Source organism: Nonomuraea sp. NPDC050328, from assembly GCF_044459405.1.
In the GTDB taxonomy this organism is placed as follows: Bacteria; Actinomycetota; Actinomycetes; order Streptosporangiales; family Streptosporangiaceae; genus Nonomuraea.
Genome location: NZ_JBITIW010000011.1, coordinates 245,884 through 262,061, shown reverse-complemented (window position 1 = coordinate 262,061; position 16,178 = coordinate 245,884). Strand labels below are relative to the sequence as shown.

Annotated in this window: 15 protein-coding genes; 6 read left to right on the top strand and 9 right to left on the bottom strand. The window is 70.5% G+C overall.

Annotated elements, in window-relative coordinates; translation table 11 throughout:
- Positions 1-19: 19 nt before the first annotated feature.
- From ACIBG7_RS35155 to ACIBG7_RS35130, 6 genes are all read right to left on the bottom strand, one after another.
- Positions 20-289, bottom strand: coding sequence for a hypothetical protein (locus ACIBG7_RS35155; protein WP_397339023.1), 270 nt, complete (start codon positions 287-289; stop codon positions 20-22).
- Positions 286-1,098 (bottom strand): S8 family peptidase, encoded by an 813-nt coding sequence (locus ACIBG7_RS35150; protein ID WP_397339022.1) that lies wholly within the window; start codon positions 1,096-1,098, stop codon positions 286-288. Before ACIBG7_RS35150 ends, ACIBG7_RS35155 begins: the two co-directional genes overlap by 4 nt.
- Positions 1,058-1,381 (bottom strand): hypothetical protein, encoded by a 324-nt coding sequence (locus tag ACIBG7_RS35145; RefSeq protein ID WP_397339021.1) that lies wholly within the window; start codon positions 1,379-1,381, stop codon positions 1,058-1,060. The genes ACIBG7_RS35150 and ACIBG7_RS35145 overlap by 41 nt, the downstream gene beginning before the upstream one ends.
- 3 nt (positions 1,382-1,384) lie before the next feature.
- On the bottom strand, positions 1,385-2,254 hold the full coding sequence (locus ACIBG7_RS35140; RefSeq protein ID WP_397339020.1) for a CU044_5270 family protein: 870 nt from the start codon (positions 2,252-2,254) through the stop codon (positions 1,385-1,387).
- The gene (locus ACIBG7_RS35135; RefSeq protein WP_397339019.1) at positions 2,251-2,796 is read right to left on the bottom strand and encodes an RNA polymerase sigma factor; all 546 of its coding nucleotides are present in this window, start codon (positions 2,794-2,796) and stop codon (positions 2,251-2,253) included. The genes ACIBG7_RS35140 and ACIBG7_RS35135 overlap by 4 nt, the downstream gene beginning before the upstream one ends.
- A gap of 178 nt (positions 2,797-2,974) precedes the next feature.
- Positions 2,975-3,202 (bottom strand): response regulator transcription factor, encoded by a 228-nt coding sequence (locus ACIBG7_RS35130; RefSeq protein WP_397339018.1) that lies wholly within the window; start codon positions 3,200-3,202, stop codon positions 2,975-2,977.
- A 151-nt stretch (positions 3,203-3,353) separates the two neighbouring features.
- Between ACIBG7_RS35130 and ACIBG7_RS35125 the strand changes: the two genes are divergently transcribed.
- From ACIBG7_RS35125 to ACIBG7_RS35100, 6 genes are all read left to right on the top strand, one after another.
- Entirely contained in the window at positions 3,354-3,929 is a 576-nt protein-coding gene (locus ACIBG7_RS35125; RefSeq protein ID WP_357926254.1) for a TetR family transcriptional regulator C-terminal domain-containing protein, read from the top strand.
- Positions 3,926-5,434: an AMP-binding protein gene (locus tag ACIBG7_RS35120; protein WP_397339017.1), complete on the top strand. Its 1,509-nt coding sequence runs from the start codon at positions 3,926-3,928 to the stop codon at positions 5,432-5,434. The genes ACIBG7_RS35125 and ACIBG7_RS35120 overlap by 4 nt, the downstream gene beginning before the upstream one ends.
- The gene (locus ACIBG7_RS35115; RefSeq protein ID WP_397339016.1) at positions 5,431-6,216 is read left to right on the top strand and encodes an enoyl-CoA hydratase/isomerase family protein; all 786 of its coding nucleotides are present in this window, start codon (positions 5,431-5,433) and stop codon (positions 6,214-6,216) included. The genes ACIBG7_RS35120 and ACIBG7_RS35115 overlap by 4 nt, the downstream gene beginning before the upstream one ends.
- 9 nt (positions 6,217-6,225) lie before the next feature.
- Entirely contained in the window at positions 6,226-7,599 is a 1,374-nt protein-coding gene (locus ACIBG7_RS35110; RefSeq protein ID WP_397339015.1) for an amino acid permease, read from the top strand.
- A complete protein-coding gene (locus tag ACIBG7_RS35105) occupies positions 7,583-8,686 on the top strand; it encodes a serine hydrolase domain-containing protein (protein WP_397339014.1) in 1,104 nt (367 codons plus the stop codon). The genes ACIBG7_RS35110 and ACIBG7_RS35105 overlap by 17 nt, the downstream gene beginning before the upstream one ends.
- Before the next feature lie 340 nt (positions 8,687-9,026).
- The gene (locus tag ACIBG7_RS35100) at positions 9,027-10,562 is read left to right on the top strand and encodes an alpha/beta fold hydrolase (RefSeq protein ID WP_357926240.1); all 1,536 of its coding nucleotides are present in this window, start codon (positions 9,027-9,029) and stop codon (positions 10,560-10,562) included.
- A gap of 39 nt (positions 10,563-10,601) precedes the next feature.
- On the opposite strand, the gene ACIBG7_RS35095 is transcribed toward ACIBG7_RS35100, so the two are convergent.
- From ACIBG7_RS35095 to ACIBG7_RS35085, 3 genes are read right to left on the bottom strand one after another with little or no spacing between them, the layout of a single operon-like run.
- Positions 10,602-14,228, bottom strand: a complete 3,627-nt coding sequence (locus ACIBG7_RS35095) for a carbohydrate-binding protein (protein WP_397339013.1) — start codon at positions 14,226-14,228, stop codon at positions 10,602-10,604.
- Positions 14,228-15,193 carry a Gfo/Idh/MocA family protein gene (locus ACIBG7_RS35090; RefSeq protein WP_397339012.1) on the bottom strand — a complete coding sequence of 322 codons (966 nt, stop codon included), beginning with the start codon at positions 15,191-15,193 and terminating at the stop codon, positions 14,228-14,230. Before ACIBG7_RS35090 ends, ACIBG7_RS35095 begins: the two co-directional genes overlap by 1 nt.
- A complete protein-coding gene (locus tag ACIBG7_RS35085; protein WP_397339011.1) occupies positions 15,190-16,164 on the bottom strand; it encodes a Gfo/Idh/MocA family protein in 975 nt (324 codons plus the stop codon). Before ACIBG7_RS35085 ends, ACIBG7_RS35090 begins: the two co-directional genes overlap by 4 nt.
- Positions 16,165-16,178: the final 14 nt, after the last annotated feature.

The window sequence follows — 16,178 nt, the reverse complement described above, 5'->3', positions numbered from 1 at the left end:
TGCTTATATAAGCCAACACCTATATCACTGAGGGGTCAGCCGACGGCGTAGGCCGGGTGATCGTCTGGACCAGCCCGTTGCCCGCGTCATCGGTGACCGTCGCACACAGGGACACGAACCCCGCCCTCGCAGGGTTGAGCAGCACCGCGGTCCACTCCGCGCCGGTCCGGGCGGTCGGGACCGGATCCCAGGTGGCGCCGTCGTCAGCGGACATCTCCACGCGGATCGCGGTGACCCGCCCCTGCCCGGAGCCGGGGTTGCGCTCGACCCACAACGGCAGGCGCGTCACGCTGCGCGGTTGGACCGGTCGAGCCCGTCAGGACGGTACCGGACGGCCATGAGCGGGAGCGCCCCCTGCCCGGTCATGGAGCGGAAGGTCCACACCGACGCCACTCCGGTCGACAACGTCTGGGACGTACGGCTCAGCGACGCGGTCAGCGTGTACGCGCCTGACCCGGCGGGCGTGTTCACCGCCTGCTCGACGAGGTCGAGCTCCACGCCGTCCACCGCGCCGAGGCTCAGGTTCACCACCTTGGCCTTGACCTCCAGGGCGGCCCATTCCATGCCGGCGAGGACGGTCGAGTCGGTCATGCCGGAACGGCCCCCGACCTTGCCGATCGCCGGGCTCGCCCCGGGCGCCACGCCCCGGTACTTCTCGCCGCGGCTCGCCACGATCGAGGCGACATGGGTGCCGTGGCCGAAGGGGTCGCTGATGTCGGGATCGCCGCTGAAGTTGCGCTCCTGGACGACCGCGCCCTTCAGGTCCGGGTGGGCGGCGTCGTAGCCCGAGTCCAGGACGGCGACCGTGACGCCCTTGCCGGCCCATCCTTGTTGCCACGCGTGCGGGGCGCCGATCTGCTCGACACTCTCCTCGAGCGTGAACTCCTTGCGCCCGTCCAGCCACAGCTTGGCCCGGCCACCGGCGAGGGTGCGGGCGTGGTCAGGTCGCGCCAGGCCGTGGCGGCGTCCGCCTTGGGCATCCGGAGCGCCGTCATGCCGAGTCCGGGCAGCGCGCGGGGGCCCTGCGCGCCCCTGAGCGCAGGGATCGACTCGGTGATCAGCGGGATGTGGCTGGTGTGGGCGTCGCCGTACCGCCACTGGAGGAGTTGGGTGACGTCGAACAGCCGCCGGTCCAGCACCCCTCGGCGACCAGCGGCATCGCGTCGGACGGGATGACGTACAGGTGGCCCTCACGCACCTGCCTGCTGAACGACACCCGCCTGCCGGGCCCGGGCTGGACGCGGTGGCCCTGCCCGGCGACCAGCACCCGATCCCCGGTGATCAGGGTCACGCCGTTCTCCTGCGCGGGCGCGGCGGTGTGGCCGCCCGCGGTCGCCGTGGTCACGAGGACCGCGGCGACGACGATTCTGGTGAAGATCACGGACTAGCTCTTCTTCACCGGCGGGCGCTGGTCCGTCCACTCCGTGGACACGGAGATGTACTCGTCGCTCCAGGCCAGGTCCCCGGCGCCGCCCAGCACCACGTTCGCCTGGACGACCCGTGCCGTGTCGGGGTCGACCACCAGCTCGATGGGCGTCGTGCCGCCGTCGGGATCGGGCAGGGTCAGGTGCTGGCCGCCGTCGACCGCGCCCTTGTTCTCCACGCCCGGCGTCGCCGCGAGCGCCTCGAACGCCGCGGAACGGACCGCCGAGGGCGTCGGCAGCTCTGTGATCAAGGTAAGCAGGGGGAAGGTGGGGTCGCCCTGCTGCTCAGACGTGGCCATGTCGGCCTTGTCGCCCTTGCGGGCGACGATCCAGGCCGTCAACGCCGCCGGATCCGTCGGCAGCCTGTCGAGCTCCTCGAAGCTCACCTCGGCGCCCTTGAGCCGAAGCGTCTTCCAGCTCGCCACGATCTCACCCGGGGCGTCCCCGGGCTCGTTCCTGGTCCAGCGCTTGCCGTCCCGCCTGGTCCAGGTCTCGATCGGGGGGATCTCGTCGTCCGCGTACCGGGTGGTGACATGCCAGTACGTCCCCGAGCCCTGCGGCGTGCGCTCCGCGCTGGCGGCGGCCATGAGCAGGACGTCCTTGCCGGAAACCGTCTGTGTGGCGTACGGCACGCCGTCACCGGTGGGCACCCCGGTGGCGAAGACGACCGCGGCGGCGGCCCCGGCGACGAGCGCGGCACCCGGAACGAACCAGCGCGTCCGCGACCGCGACCGCGTCCGTCGCAGGAGCCGGGCCCTGCTGCGCCCGGCCGCCGCCGCGGACGGCTCCGGCTTGGCCAGCATGGCGGTGATCTCGTCGAGATCGTTCATCGGGTCGTCTCCTTGGCGATGAGGGCCTGGATCTTGGTGCGGGCGCGGCTGAGCCGCGAGCCCACCGTGCCGATGGAGATGCCGAGCGCCTGGGCGATCTCCTCGTAGCTGAGCTGGCCCAGCGCCAGAAGCAGCAGCACGTCGCGCTCACCCCGGTTCAGGGAGGCGAGCGCCATGGCCAGGTGCGGCTGCATGCGCTGGGCGGCCACGGACGTGACCACCTGGTTCTCGTGTCCCTCCACGACCGCCCCGGCGTCCAGCCGGGCCAGCGCCCGGTAGTGCCGGGCCTCCTTACGGCGATGCCGGGCCACCAGGTTCGTCGCGAACCCGAACAACCACGGCCGCAGCCCGCCCCGGTCCGGGTCGAACCGGTCACGCCGATCGAACGCCAGCAGGAACGTCTCGGCCGTGATGTCCTCCGCCACCTGCGTGTCCAGGCGACCTGCGACGTACAGGTAGATGTCGCGGAAGTAGCGGTCGTGCACAGCGGTGAACAGCTCGGGGTCGTGCCGGAACCCGGCGACGAGCTCGGCGTCTGTCACCCGCTCTCCCACATCAGCCGTCACGCGGTCGTCTCCGTCATGAGTGTGTGCCTTCCTCCGGGTGATCGGCGCTTTCACCCGTACTTCGCCGAACGGCCGACCCTTCTTCCCGGACACCGCGCCGGTCCCCCGGAAGCCATGGCCGCCCACCCGCGGCGGCACAGCGACCCCGGGGTCCTCAACGGGAGCTGATGCCGAGGTAGCGCAGGACAGCGAGGACCCGGCGGTTCGCACCAGGCGCGGACTTGAGCCCGAGCTTGGCGAAGACACTGGTCACGTGCTTCTCGACCGCGCCGTCGGTCAGGTGGAGGCGCGCGGCGATCTCGGCGTTCGACCACCCCTCCGCCATGAGCGCCAGCACCTCCAGTTCACGGTCACGCAGGAGGCCCCTGATCTCGTCGTCCACGTGTCTGCTCCGATCTGTCGCGGCCGGCGGTAGGGAAAACCCGAGCATCGTCGCTGGCCACTTGCCACATTTCGACCATACGGCCTAAATTTCGTCCATGCAGCCGAAAAACGCGCCATCGGGCCGACCGAAGCGGTCCTTCATCGAGGAAGTGCGGCGACGGCAGATCGTCCAAAGTGCGATCACCACGATCGCCGCCCGGGGCCTGGCCCAGGCGTCCTTGGCCCGCATCGCGGACGAGGTGGGGATCAGCAAGAGCGTGATCTCCTACCACTTCGCCGGCAAGGACGAGCTGATCACGGAGGTGATCAGCACCCTGCTGGCAGAGTCGAACCGGTTCATCAAGGCCTGGGTGGATCGCGTGGAAGGCGGGCCCGACAAGCTTCGCGCCTACATCGAGGCGAGCTTCGCGTTCATGGCCGAGCACAGAGCGAACTTCGCGGCGATGATCGACATCTGGGGAAGTTTCGGCACGGTCGAGGCCAAGCGCGCCTTCAACGCCACCGCGTACGACCCGTGCCGGCGGCACCTGGCGGGAATCCTGCGCAGAGGCCAGGAGGAGGGCGACTTCAGGGAGTTCACCCCCGCCACCGTCGCGGCCACGATTCAGGGCGCCATCGACGGCGTCATGCTGCAGTGGGTCTTCGACGAGGAGTCGGTCGATCTCGCCGAATGCGCGGCCGAGCTGGTCTCCATGTTCGACCTGGCGACCAGGCGCCTGCCGTGAGCTTCCGCAGCCTGGGAGATCTGCTGCGGCGGCGCGCCGCGGCGGCGGGAGACTTGCCCCTGTTCGTGTTCGAGGGGGTCACCACCACAGTCGCCGAGGTCGACCGGCGGACGGACCGGCTGGCGGCCCTCCTTCGCGAGCGCGGCGTGGCCCCTGGAGACCGGGTGGCCGTGATGATGCCCAACGGGGTCGGCTTCCCGGTGGCCTGGCTCGCGCTCGCCAAGCTCGGCGCGGTCATGGTCCCGGTGAACATCGCCTATCGCCGGGCAGACCTCGCCCACGTGATCAACGACTCCGGCGCGTCGCTGGCGTTGGCGGGAAACGCCGAGGCGGCCGAGGCGCTGATCGAGACGGGCATCGAGGTCGGCCTGCTCGATCACGCCGGCGCGGGCCGAGCGCGCTGCCAGGTTCGCGGCGTCTTCGACGCGAGTGCCACGTCGCAGGACCCGGCAGCGGAGTCGTTCGAGATGGCGGACGTGGGGCCAGATGACCTGGTCAACCTGCAGTACACGTCGGGGACCACCGGCTTCCCCAAGGGGTGCATGCTGACCCACGGCTACTGGCTGCGGCTGGCCGAGCTGGCTGCGGAGGTGGCGGGGACCCGCGAAGGCGACGTCGATCTCACCGCGCAGCCGTTCTCCTACATGGATCCGCAGTGGAACACCGTGCTGTGCCTCATGACGGGCATTCCTCTGGTGATCCTGCCGCGCTTCTCCGCCACGACGTTCTGGCGGTCCGTGCGTGAGCATCGGGTGACGTTCTTCTACCTGCTCGGCACGATGCCGGTCTACCTGCTCAAACAGCCAGAGGATCCGCTGGACCGAACGCACGACGTCCGGCTGGTGCTGTGCTCGGGGATCGATCCCGGGCTGCATGCCGTACTGGAGGAACGGTGGGGAGCTCCGTGGCGTGAGGCCTACGGATCGACCGAGACCGGCGTCGATCTGGCGGCCCCGCGCGAAGACGCCGGATGCGTCGGGAGCGGCTCGGTCGGCCTGCCCGTGCGCGGCAAGGAGGTCAAGATCGTCGACGGCGAGCTGCTCGTCCGGGGCGAACCGATGATGCTCGGCTACTGGAACGCTCCCGAGGCCACCGCCGAAAAGATCAGAAACCGCTGGCTGCACACCGGCGACCTGGCCTGGCAGGACGAGCGGGGTCACCTCCACCTCGCGGGGCGGCGCAAGGACATGATCAGGCGCAGTGGCGAGAACATCGCCGCGGCGGAGGTGGAGACGGTGCTCGCCCGGCACCCGGCGGTTCGCGCGGCAGCGGTGGTGCCGATCCCCGACGAGTTGCGCGGCGAGGAGGTCAAGGCGTTCGTCCTCTTGAGCCGCGCCGTACCGCCGGAGGAACTGGTGGCCTTCGTCCGAGAACGGCTCGCGGCGTTCAAGGTGCCGCGATACATCGAGTTCGTCGCCGAGTTACCGATGACGCCGTCCGAGCGGGTCGCCAAGCACCTGCTGCCCACCGGCAGGCGGGACGAGTACGACGCGGAGGACAAGTGAACGACATCGTGGTGCGCCGGCACGGAACCGCTGCCGTGATCACCTTCGACCGTCCCGAGGTGCTGAACGCCTTCAGGGACCGGACCTTCGCCGAGCTCGCGACGGCTCTGGACGAGGCCGAGCGTGACGAGGCCGTCCGCGTGGTCGTGCTCACCGGAAACGGCCGGGCCTTCTCCGCCGGCATCGACCTCTCCGAGACCCGCGAGCACATGTCCGGCGTGACGGAGCAGGACATGCGTCGCAGGCTTGAGGGCCTGCAGGACGTCACCAGGCGGCTGGTGAGCTACCGGAAGACGGTCATCGCCGCGGTGAACGGGATCGCGGTGGGCGTCGGCGCCGAGCTGGCGATCGCCTCCGACCTGCGGATCGCCGCCGAGGACGCCGAGTTCGCGTTCATGGAGGTGCGCCGGGGGCTCTACCCGACCAACGGCGTGCTGTTTTTCCTGCCGCGGCTGGTCGGCCACGGCAGGGCGGCCGACCTGCTGCTGTCGGGCGACCGGATCGGCGCCGAGCAGGCGCTCGTGGCCGGGCTCGTCAGCAGGGCCGTACCCGCCGCGGAGTTGATGGCGACGACGCTCGGCCTGGCGGAGCGGATCGGGAGAGCCGCCCCGCTGCCGGTAAGGCTCATCAAACGGCATCTGCGCAGGACCTGGGAACTTGGCCTTGAGGAGGTGCTCGACCTGGAGGTCGAGGGCTCCCTCTCCTGCCTGCGCGGCCAAGACCTGGGCGAGGGCCTGCTCGCCTTCGCCGAGAAGCGTGATCCCGAGTTTCACGGCCGGTAGGAGATCCTGATGTCCCACTCTGACACTCCCCTGCGCCGCGCCCTGAGCGGGCGGCACATGACCATGATCGGATTAGGCGGCGTGATCGGCGCCGGCCTGTTCGTCTCCAGTGGCGCCGTGATCGGCTCGGCGGGCCCTGCCGCCGTCGTCGCCTACGCCGTGGGCGGACTGCTCGTCGTCCTGGTCATGCGGATGCTCGGTGAACTGGCCTCCGCCCACCCGGACAGCGGCTCGTTCTCGCGCTACGCGGAGCTGGCTCTGGGCAGGTGGGCGGGGTTCCTCGTCGGCTGGAGCTACTGGTACTTCACCGTCGCGGTCGTCGCCTTCGAGGCGGTCGCGGGCGCGAAGCTGCTCGGCGTACCCGTGTGGGCGGGCGCACCGGCCCTGCTGGTGGCACTGACCGTGGCCAACCTGGTCTCGGTGCGGCTGTTCGGCGAGACCGAGTTCTGGCTGGCTTCGGCGAAGGTCGCGTTCGTCGTCGGTTTCCTGGCCGTCGGCCTGCTGTACGTCACGGGCCTGTGGCCGGGCGGCGGAGTGGGGTTGTCGGCGCTGACCGAGCACGGCGGGTTCGCGCCGAACGGCTGGGGCGCCGTGGTCATCGCGCTCGTCACCGTGCTGTTCTCCTACTTCGGGGCGGAGATCGTCACCATCGCGGCGGCCGAGTCGGCGGAACCCGCGCGTGAGGTCGCCCGTGCGACGATCCGCGTCGTCTGGCGGGTGCTGATCTTCTACGTCGGCTCTGTGCTGCTGATCGTCGCCGTCGTCCCGTGGGAGCAGATCCCGGTGGACGGTACGGCCAGCCCGTTCGCGGTGGCGATCGAGCGACTCGGCATCCCGGGCGCGGCCACGGTGATGAACGTGATCGTGCTGGTGGCAGTCCTGTCGATCCTCAACGCCGGGCTCTACGGCGCTTCGCGAATGCTCATGTCGCTCGCCGAGCGCGGCGACGCTCCTGCCGCCCTCGCCAGGCGGACCGCCTCGGGGGTGCCCTCTCGGGCCGTCATCACCGGCAGCGGTGGCGCGCTGGCCCTGATCATCGGGGCGAGCTTGATCGCCCCCGAACAGATCTTCACGCTCCTCATGAACTGCTCGGGCCTGCTCACGCTGGTCCTGTACATCTTCGTCGCCGTCAGCCAGCTCCGGCTTCGCTCCCGCACCGAGGCCGCCCCCGTGCGCATGTGGGGCCATCCATGGCTCGGGTCCGCGGTGGTCGCGCTGCTCCTTTCCGTACTGCTGGCGGTCGCCCTCTCCCCCGGCGCCGCGCCCGTGGTCGCCGTCGTCGCCGGATCCATCGCTGTCACGCTGGCCGCCTACGCGGTCCGCGGCCTGCTCCACCGCAAACGCATCGACCGATCGGAGACTCCCGTTGCGCCGCGTCCTTAGCACGCTCCTCGCCGTGGCCTGCATGGCCACCCTCACCGCCGGCCCCGTCCAGGCTGCGGAAACCGGGTTCGACTGCCTGCTCGCCCAAGCCGCCAAACCGCCCGTCCCGGGGGTCATCCTCCAGGTCCGCGGTCCGCGGGGCGACTACACGGGAGCCACGGGCAAGTTCGCCCTCAACGGCCGCGATCTGCGCCCGACCGACGCCTTCCGCGCGGCCAGCGTCAGCAAGACTTTCACGGCGGTCGCCGTACTCAAGCTCGCCGAGCGCGGCAAGCTCCGCCTGGACCAGCGCGTGCAGCAGTATCTCGACCCGAAGCTCGTGACGCGGCTGACCAGGAGCTACAGCCCGAAGATCACGATCCGTCAGCTCCTGGACCACACCGCCGGCCTGTACGACTACGCCACCGACCCGGACTGGCAGGCCGCCGTCGGCTCTCATGCGCGACGGACCTGGACCGCGGGCCAGCTCGTCGGCTGGGCGCTCGACCACGGCAAGCCGTACTTCCCCGCAGGCAAGGGCTACCACTACTCCGACACCGGGTACGTCCTGGCAGCGAAGGTGATCGAGAAGGTCACCGGCCAGCGGCTCGCCCAGGCTTATCGCACGCTCATCCTCGACCCGCTCAAGCTGGAGCACACCTACCTGGAGGGGCAGGATCGGCCGCGGGTCGCGAAACCCGTCGCCCACGCCTACCGCGGCACCGTGGACACCCGTGGCTGGAACCCCAGCTTCGACACGCACGGCGGCGGCGGGCTGGTGACGACGGCAGGCGACCTGACCGCCTTCGTCCGCGCCCTGTTCGAGGGCAAGGTCTTCACCAAGCCCGGCACTCTGCGGACGATGCTCACCCCGACCCCGCAGAGCGGCGAGGAGGCGTACGGCCTCGGCATCCAGCGGCTCGGGTCCGGCAAGACGGCCCTCTGGTACCACCCGGGCTTCTGGGGCACGATCATGGGCTACTCCCCTGGCACGAAGGTGTCCCTGGTCACCACGGTCAACCAGGCCGACGATCAGGGCCTCCTGTCCGCCCTCGTCCAGAAGGCCTACACCTTGGCCGTCACCGGAACAGACTCCTGCCGCCGGTGAACGGTGGCTCGCCCCGATGATGTCGCCGGGCGGCTACGGCTGCGGGGCACGATGCCGGCGTGAGCCGCGACGACCCGCCAGTCACCCACGGCAGGCGAGATCGTCCTGCTTGGTGCACAGGTTCCCGTCGACGTCGTTGGTGAAGATCAGCCGATCGTGGCGGTCAAGCGCGGCGATTCACCCGGGCCTGGCGCGGCGGCTCAGGGCCGGGCGGGACTCGCGGCAGCAAGCACTCACTCGGGGATAATGCCGTCTTTTATCCCCGTTTCTGCCTTCCGAAATGGGGCGATCTGCTACGGTCACACGCTCTGACAGAAGATCGACTAGAGAGTGGAGCATCGTGCGAAGAACCTCTTGGTTCGCCGCCCTGCTGGCCATGGCGACGGTCATCCCGGCCTCGGCGGCTGTTGCGGACACCGAGGTCGTGACGTCCCGAACCATCACGTGGACGCCTTGTGAGGAGGAGCCCGCCGCCGAGTGCGGCAAGCTGAGCGTGCCCGTCGACTGGTCGAAGCCGGACGGGGCGAAGGTGGACATCGCCGTCGCGCGGCGGAAGGCCACGGATCCGGCCGCGCGCATCGGTTCGCTGGTGATCAACCCCGGCGGTCCGGGCGGGTCCGGCGTGGAAGCCGTGTACGGCGCGCCGGGGTCGTACACCGAGGAGCTGCAGCGGCGGTTCGACATCGTCGGGTTCGACCCCCGGGGCGTGGGGCGCAGCAACCCGGTGATCTGCTCGGCGTCGGTGTACAACCGGATGCCGCAGACCGTCATGAAGAGCCAGGCCGACTTCGACGCCTGGAACGCGTTCACCAAGGAGCTGCACGCCGACTGCCGCGCGCGCACCGGCCCGCTGTACGACCACGTCGACTCCGTCGACGTCGCCCGGGACCTGGACGCGCTGCGCGCCGCCCTGGGTGAGGAGAAGCTCACCTACTACGGCATCTCGTACGGCACGCTGATCGGCCAGATGTACGCCGAGCTGTTCCCCGGCCGCGTCCGGGCGCTCGGGCTCGACAGCAACATGGACCACAGCCTCGGTGTCGCGGGCTTCCTGGCCACCGAGGCGATGGCCATCGAGGACGCCTTCGACCAGTTCGTCGGCTGGTGCGAGCAGGACACCAGTTGCGTCCTGCACGGCCGCGACGTCCGGGCGATCTGGAAGGGCCTGCGGGAGAAGGCGCTGCGCGGTGAGCTGAAGTACCCGAGCACGGGCCAGACGATGACCGAGTCGCAGGTCATCCACAACGCCGCGCTGGGCACCGAGGGACCGGCCTGGCGGCTGCTGAGCGAGGTGATCAACTGGTTGGACGGTGGGCCGACGCCCGAGTGGGTGCCGCCGCTGCCCGGCCGGCAGCCCGTGGAGGGTGAGGTCGCGTACCTCCCGACGGCGGTGCTCTGCCAGGACTACAACCTCCAGTTGCGGAGCTACGCGGAGTACGCCGCGCTCATGCGCGTCTCCAACCAGCTCGCGCCCGACACCCGGTACCACCCGTACCCGATCGACGACCTGCCGATCTGCATGAACTACCCGACCACCAACACCCCGCACGCGCTGCGCTACACGGGTGAGGCGCCGCTGCTGCTCGGGAACTCCCTGCACGACCCCGCCACCCCGTGGATCTGGTCCGCCAACGCGGCCCGTCAGCTCGGGTCCAAGGCGGTGCTGCTCACGTACGAGGGCTGGGGGCACCGCATCTACGGCAAGGACAAGTGCCAGACCGACATCTTCGACGAGTACCTGATCTCGCTGAAGGTGCCGCCGCACGGCACGCGCTGCGCCGTGGGCACGGCCGAGCGGAGCGTGCTCAAGCAGCAGGCACCGTCCCAGGGCTGGCCGACCGACTCGAACCACTGGGCGGCCCGGCCCCTGTCCTGAAGCGAACCCGGCCGGGTCGGGTGACCCGGCCGGGTTCGGTCAGCCCTTGGTCCGGACCGTGGCTGACAGGTCGATGGGGAGCGTCGTGCCGTCGGCGGCCAGCGGGCGGACCGTGAAGGTGTAGCTCGTACGGCCACGCAGCCCGGTGACCCTGGCCGTCGTCCCCGTCACCCGCATGACCTCCGTGCCGCCGTTGAAGACCGCGTACCCGGTGGCGGCCGGCACGGACGGCCAGGTCAGGGTCACCGACTTGGCGTTGACGTTGCCAACGCCGAGTTCGGCGCCGTTCCAGGTGTTGGGCGTCTCGACCACGAACGCGTCGATGATCATGAACTCGTCCGCGCCGTTGACGACCTTGATGGTGTGCTCGCCCATCGGCAGCCCGGCGAGCTGGAACACCCGCTGGGCGGCCAGCCGTACCGGAGAATCACAGTCGACCGTCGCCTTGAGCTCGCCGTCGACGTAGACGTCGATGGTGCTCATGTCGGAGTAGCGCTCGGTCAGCAGGCTGATGCCGGTGCCGGTGAAGGTGAACTGGACGGCCTGCCCGGCGCGCCAGCCGGCGTGGACGTCGTCGCCGTAGTCGCCCAGCCCCCGGTCGGGGCTGTAGGTGAAGTCGTCGGCGGGGTAGACGATGCGCTGGTCGGTGTCGTTGACGTAGGTGAGCACCACCCGGGGGTCGGTGGCGGTGATCTTGTGCTCTCCGGAGAAGCCTTCGTGGATCGCGGTGATCGTGGCGGTGCCCCAGGTGCGGGCGGTGACGAGGCCGCCGGCGTCCACGGTGGCGATCGACGGGTCGGAGCTCTTGAAGGTGACGCCCTCGGTCACCGGCGTACGGGTGCCGTCGGCGGCGACCGTCGAGACGGCCAGCCGGCCGGGCTCGCCGACCTTGAGCGTGCCGGGGCCGGTGACGTCGAGGGCCTTGATCGCGGCGGTGGAGGCGGTGAGGGTGAACCGGTCGAGTTCCAGGCCGCTGCCCTCGCTCACGATCCGGAGGGTGTGCAGGCCGGCGGGGATCTTGACCCAGGTGGTCACGTCGGCGTCGCCGGACTTGGGGACGAAGACCATGTTGCGGTCACCGTCCACCTCGAACCTGAACGTGGTGTCGGCGGCGGCCGAGCCCTTGAAGGTCACCTTGTACATGCCGGTGGCCGGGACGAACACGTTCTCGTAGCGCAGGTAGTCGTTCGGGTCGATGGCGCCGACGACGCCGTCCCCGGTGACGACGCCGGTGTCGGGGCCCTTCCAGTTCCACTCCTGGGCGGTGTTCCACTGCATGGTCCAGTGCTCGGCCTCGACGGTCTGCTCGGAGGCGCCCTGCAGGTCGAGCCGCATCCAGTTCCAGACGGCGCCGGGGCTCGCCTCGATCCAGACGACCTTGACCGAGTGCTTGCCGGCGGTCAGCGGGAGGACGAAGTCCTCGGTCCGCGGGCGGAGCAGGCCGCCGGTGGGTCCCAGGCTCAGCGGGCCGGTGGCGTCGGCCCCGTCGACCTCGACGCGGAACTTCAGCGGCTTGCCGTCGGCGGTCGAGTAGCGGAGCTGCAGCAGATACTTGCCGTCGGCCGGGACGCTGACGTCGTCGAAACGCGACCAGTCGCCGGCGTCGAGGTGGTCGACGCCGGGGGTGCCGTCGTCGCTGTCGGCGAGGTCGGTGTGCTCGGCGCCCTGCTGCTCGGTGGCCGACTCGGCCTGGAGGGTGATCGACTCGGGCCGTTCGAGGGTGAACCGCATCCAGTTGAGGAAGAACCAGCGCCCGTCGGGCCGGGTGAGCTTGATCGTGTGCCGGCCCTCGGTGAGCGGGATCAGCCGCTCGAAGGTCCGGTAGGTGTTGTAGCCGCCGGAGTCCGGCACCTTGACGGTGGTGACCTCCTTGCCGTCGACCTCGATCTTCAGGTGGTTGGCCTCCTCGGAGGAGGCCCGGAACTCGACCCGGTAGGTGCCGGTGGCGGGCACGTCGACGTTGTCGTACTCGGCGGACTCGCCGGCCGCGTCCATGTAGAGCGCGCCGAGGCCGCCCTCGGGCGGGGCCTCGACGCCGTAGGCGCCGACCGCCGCGGTGTAGTCCTCGTTCTGGAGGGTGAACTGGGTCAGCGGGGTCGCCGGCCGCCCGGTCTGTACGGCTCCCGCCGCGACCTGGACGGTGCCGATCGGGTAGACCTTGCCCTTGCCGCCCGGCATCGCCAGCTCGATGGCCGGCTTGCCGTCCTCGCCGAGCATGGCGACGGCCACGTCGTAGGAGCCCGCGGGCAGGTCCGCGGGGAGGGTGAAGGCCGAGTTGAGCTGGCGGACGTCGCCCTTGAACAGCTTGGTCTGGTCGAGGGTGGCGTCGGTGCCGCGCCACACGACGGCGCCGGTGGACTTGTCGGCGAAGCGCACCTCGACCGGGTAGCGCCGGGGGCTGAAGCCGACCGCGTTGTTGGTCCAGGTGTGCGAGATGCGGAACTCGCCACCGGGCTTGACCTCGGTGTCGTAGGTCGCGGTGGGCATGAGGAAGCGGTAGCCGGTGTAGCGCGCCAGCGTCTCGAACCACTCGCCGTAGGCGTCCTTCATCGGCTGCCAGTTCTCGAAGCCGGTGTTGTTGATGCCCTGGAGGTTGGAGTGGTAGCCCTCCAGCGAGTTCTTCACGAACAGCCGGGGGTTGTTCAGCATGATCGTGGGGTTGTCCCAGTTGGAGCCCTCGGACACCTGGATCATGTCGCGGCGGAGCCTGCGGTTGACGTACGGGGCCTGCGAGGTGTCGCCGTAGTTGTGCCAGACGAAGCCGGCGTTGACCGTGTCGGACCGCACGCCCCAGTTCTCGAACGTGGCCGCCTTGTCGTAGCCGTACACGCTGAACCGCTTGGCCTGGGTGTCGGCGTCGGGGTCGTTCTTGTTCACCTCCGCGCCGGCGTTCTGCATCATGACCATCGACTTGTCGAACGCGTCGTCGTAGATCTTGAGGATCGCCTCGAGCGTCGAGACGCGGGTGGCGTTGTCGGGCCACGGGAAGTTCATCGCGTCGTTCCAGCCGGACCACTCGCCGAACAGGGAGAAGGCGCGCAGGTCCACCCACGCCACGCCCGGGTCTCCGTCGTAGCGGGCGGAGAAGGCGTCCACCGCGCGCTTGAGCCGCTCCAGGTAGACCGGGTGGTGGTAGATCGGCTGCTTGGAGAAGTAGCTGTTGTACGGCGCCATCCGGAAGGGCACCCCGGCCTTGTCGAACAGCCACGCCGGCGGGTACTCGTACGGGAAGACGTTGGGGTCGTTCCGGTAGTCGGGCGCCTCCGACATGAGGAGCTGGAACTCGACCTTCTTGCCCTGCTCGCCGATCCGCTTCATGAACGCGTCGAGGCGGTCCCAGACGAAGACGCCGTCGTCGGGCTCGAAGTCGGCCCAGGCGATCTGGAGTCGCACCACGTCGGCGTCGGCGGGGATCTTCCTGGTGCCTTCGATGAAGTCGGTGATCCCCGGGTCGTTGGTGAAGGTGTAGCCGGGCGTGCCCGGCGTCCGGTGCGTGTTCACGTCGAACGCGGTGCCGGCGTAGGGGTTGCCGTGCAGGATCTCGTGGGTGTCGGAGAAGGTCACCGTGGTACGGCCGGCAGCCGGTTCAACGGCGGCGGCGGCGGGCGCGGGCGCCACCAGTAAGGCGGCGGTCGTCGCGGTGACGCCGAGGACGTGGCGGATCATCAGATCTCCAGGGGGACGGGAGCGGCGGCGAGCAGGGAGCGGTAGGCCGCCTCGACGAGGGCGACGGTCCGGCGGCCCGCTCCGGCGTCGGGCTGGCGGGCCTCGCCGTCGCGGACGGCGTCGAGGAAGGCGCGGATGAGCAGGTCGTCGAGCGGCGCGCCGTACCCGTGCGCGAGCGGGCCGCCGTTCCAGCCGGTGAGGACCCCGGAGAAGGGCGCGATGTCGGCCACGCCCTCGGTGCCGATCACGGTGAGGGTGACCAGGTCGCCGGTGTCGGGCCGGCCGGGCGGGCGCGACCAGGAGCAGTCGATGGAGGCGATCAAGCCGTCGCGGTAGCGCAGGGAGACCAGCCCGGCGGTCTCGACGGCCTTGCCCGGATTGGGGATGGCGTTGGCGATCGCGTAGACGTCGATCGGGTCGTCGTCCAGCAGGTCGGCGAGCAGGTCGGCGACGTGCACGACGTGGTCGGTCAGCGCGCCGCCGCCGCTGCTCGCCGGATCGGTGAACCAGTCCCGGGTGGTGGGGACGCCGCCGCAGTTGGTGGCCGCGATCGACACGATCCGGCCGAGGTCGCCCCGCCGTACCGCGGCCCGGAGGTCGGCGTAGGCGGGCGCGAAGCGGACCGGGAAGGCGGTCATGAGGACGGTGCCCGCGGCGCGGGCGGCCTCCAGCATCGCGGTGGCGTCGGCGAGCGAGGTGGCGAGCGGCTTCTCGCAGAGCGCGTGCACGCCTTCGGCGGCGGCGCGCAGCGCGAACTCCCGATGACGGGTGTTCTCGGCGCAGATGACCACGCCGTCGGGCCGCCAGGCCCACAGGTCGTCCTCGGTCTCGAAGGTGGTGACGCCGTCGGGGACGCCGTCGTAGCCGTCGGCGTAGGCGCCGAGCTCCACGTCGCCGCAGCGCAGGAGCGCGGCGGCGTACTCGGCGGCGTGCAGGTGGGCGAAGGAGAGCAGGGCGATCTTCATGCGGCTTCCAGGGGCTTGAGGTCGACCGGCCGGCCTTCGGCGGCCGAGCGGGCGACGGCGTCGGCGATGCGCATGGCGGCGAGGCCGTCCAGCGCGGTGACGCGTGGCGGGACACCGGTGGCGACCGAGCGGACGAAGTCCTCGATCTCGGCCCGGTAGGGGCTGGTCAGCGGGGAGAAGTCGGGCAGGATGCCGGGCGCGGGCACGGCGTCGCCCTGGTAGCGGTAGGGGCGGCGCTCGTCGGAGTCGGCATGCAGCAGGCCGTGCGAACCGGCCACCTCGAACAGCGTCCTGAACTCGATCGGCGCGGTGGTCCAGGTCGCCGTCAGCACGGAGATCGAGCCGTTGGCGTGCGTGAGGAACGCCTGGGTGCTCTGGCTGCCGCCGACCGCGTGCGTGCGGGCGAAGACGCGCTCGACCTCTCCGCCGATCCAGCGGGCCATGTCGATGTCGTGGATCATGAGGTCGAGCAGCACGCCGCCGGAGAGGGCCTCGTCCAGGAACCAGCCGCCCGCCGGGCTGCGGCCCTGGCGGGTGTGCCGCTGGACGGCGACGTTTCCGATGTCGCCGCCGGTGACGGCCCGGTGCAGTTCGGCGTACTCGGCGAAATAGCGCACGACGTGCGCGGGGAAGAGCGGGACCCGGGCGTCGGCGAAGCGGGCGACCAGGTCCTCCGCCTCGGCGAGCGTACGGGTCAGCGGCTTCTCGCAGATCGTCGGCAGGCCGTGGCCGAGCGCGGCGAGCGCCAGGTCGTAGTGGGTGTGCGTCGGCGTGCAGATGTCGACGACGTCCGCCGCCTCGAACAGGGCGTCCAGGGTGGGGACGACCCGGCCGCCCCCGTGCCGGTGGGTCAGCGCCTCGGCGTCGCCGCCGATCGAGTGGACGACGACGTCGTGGCCGAGGTCGAGCCAGGCCGGGAGGTGCGCGTTGGCGATGCCACCGGCGCCGATGAGTCCGACCGTTGCGTGCATGGGAGATCCGTTTC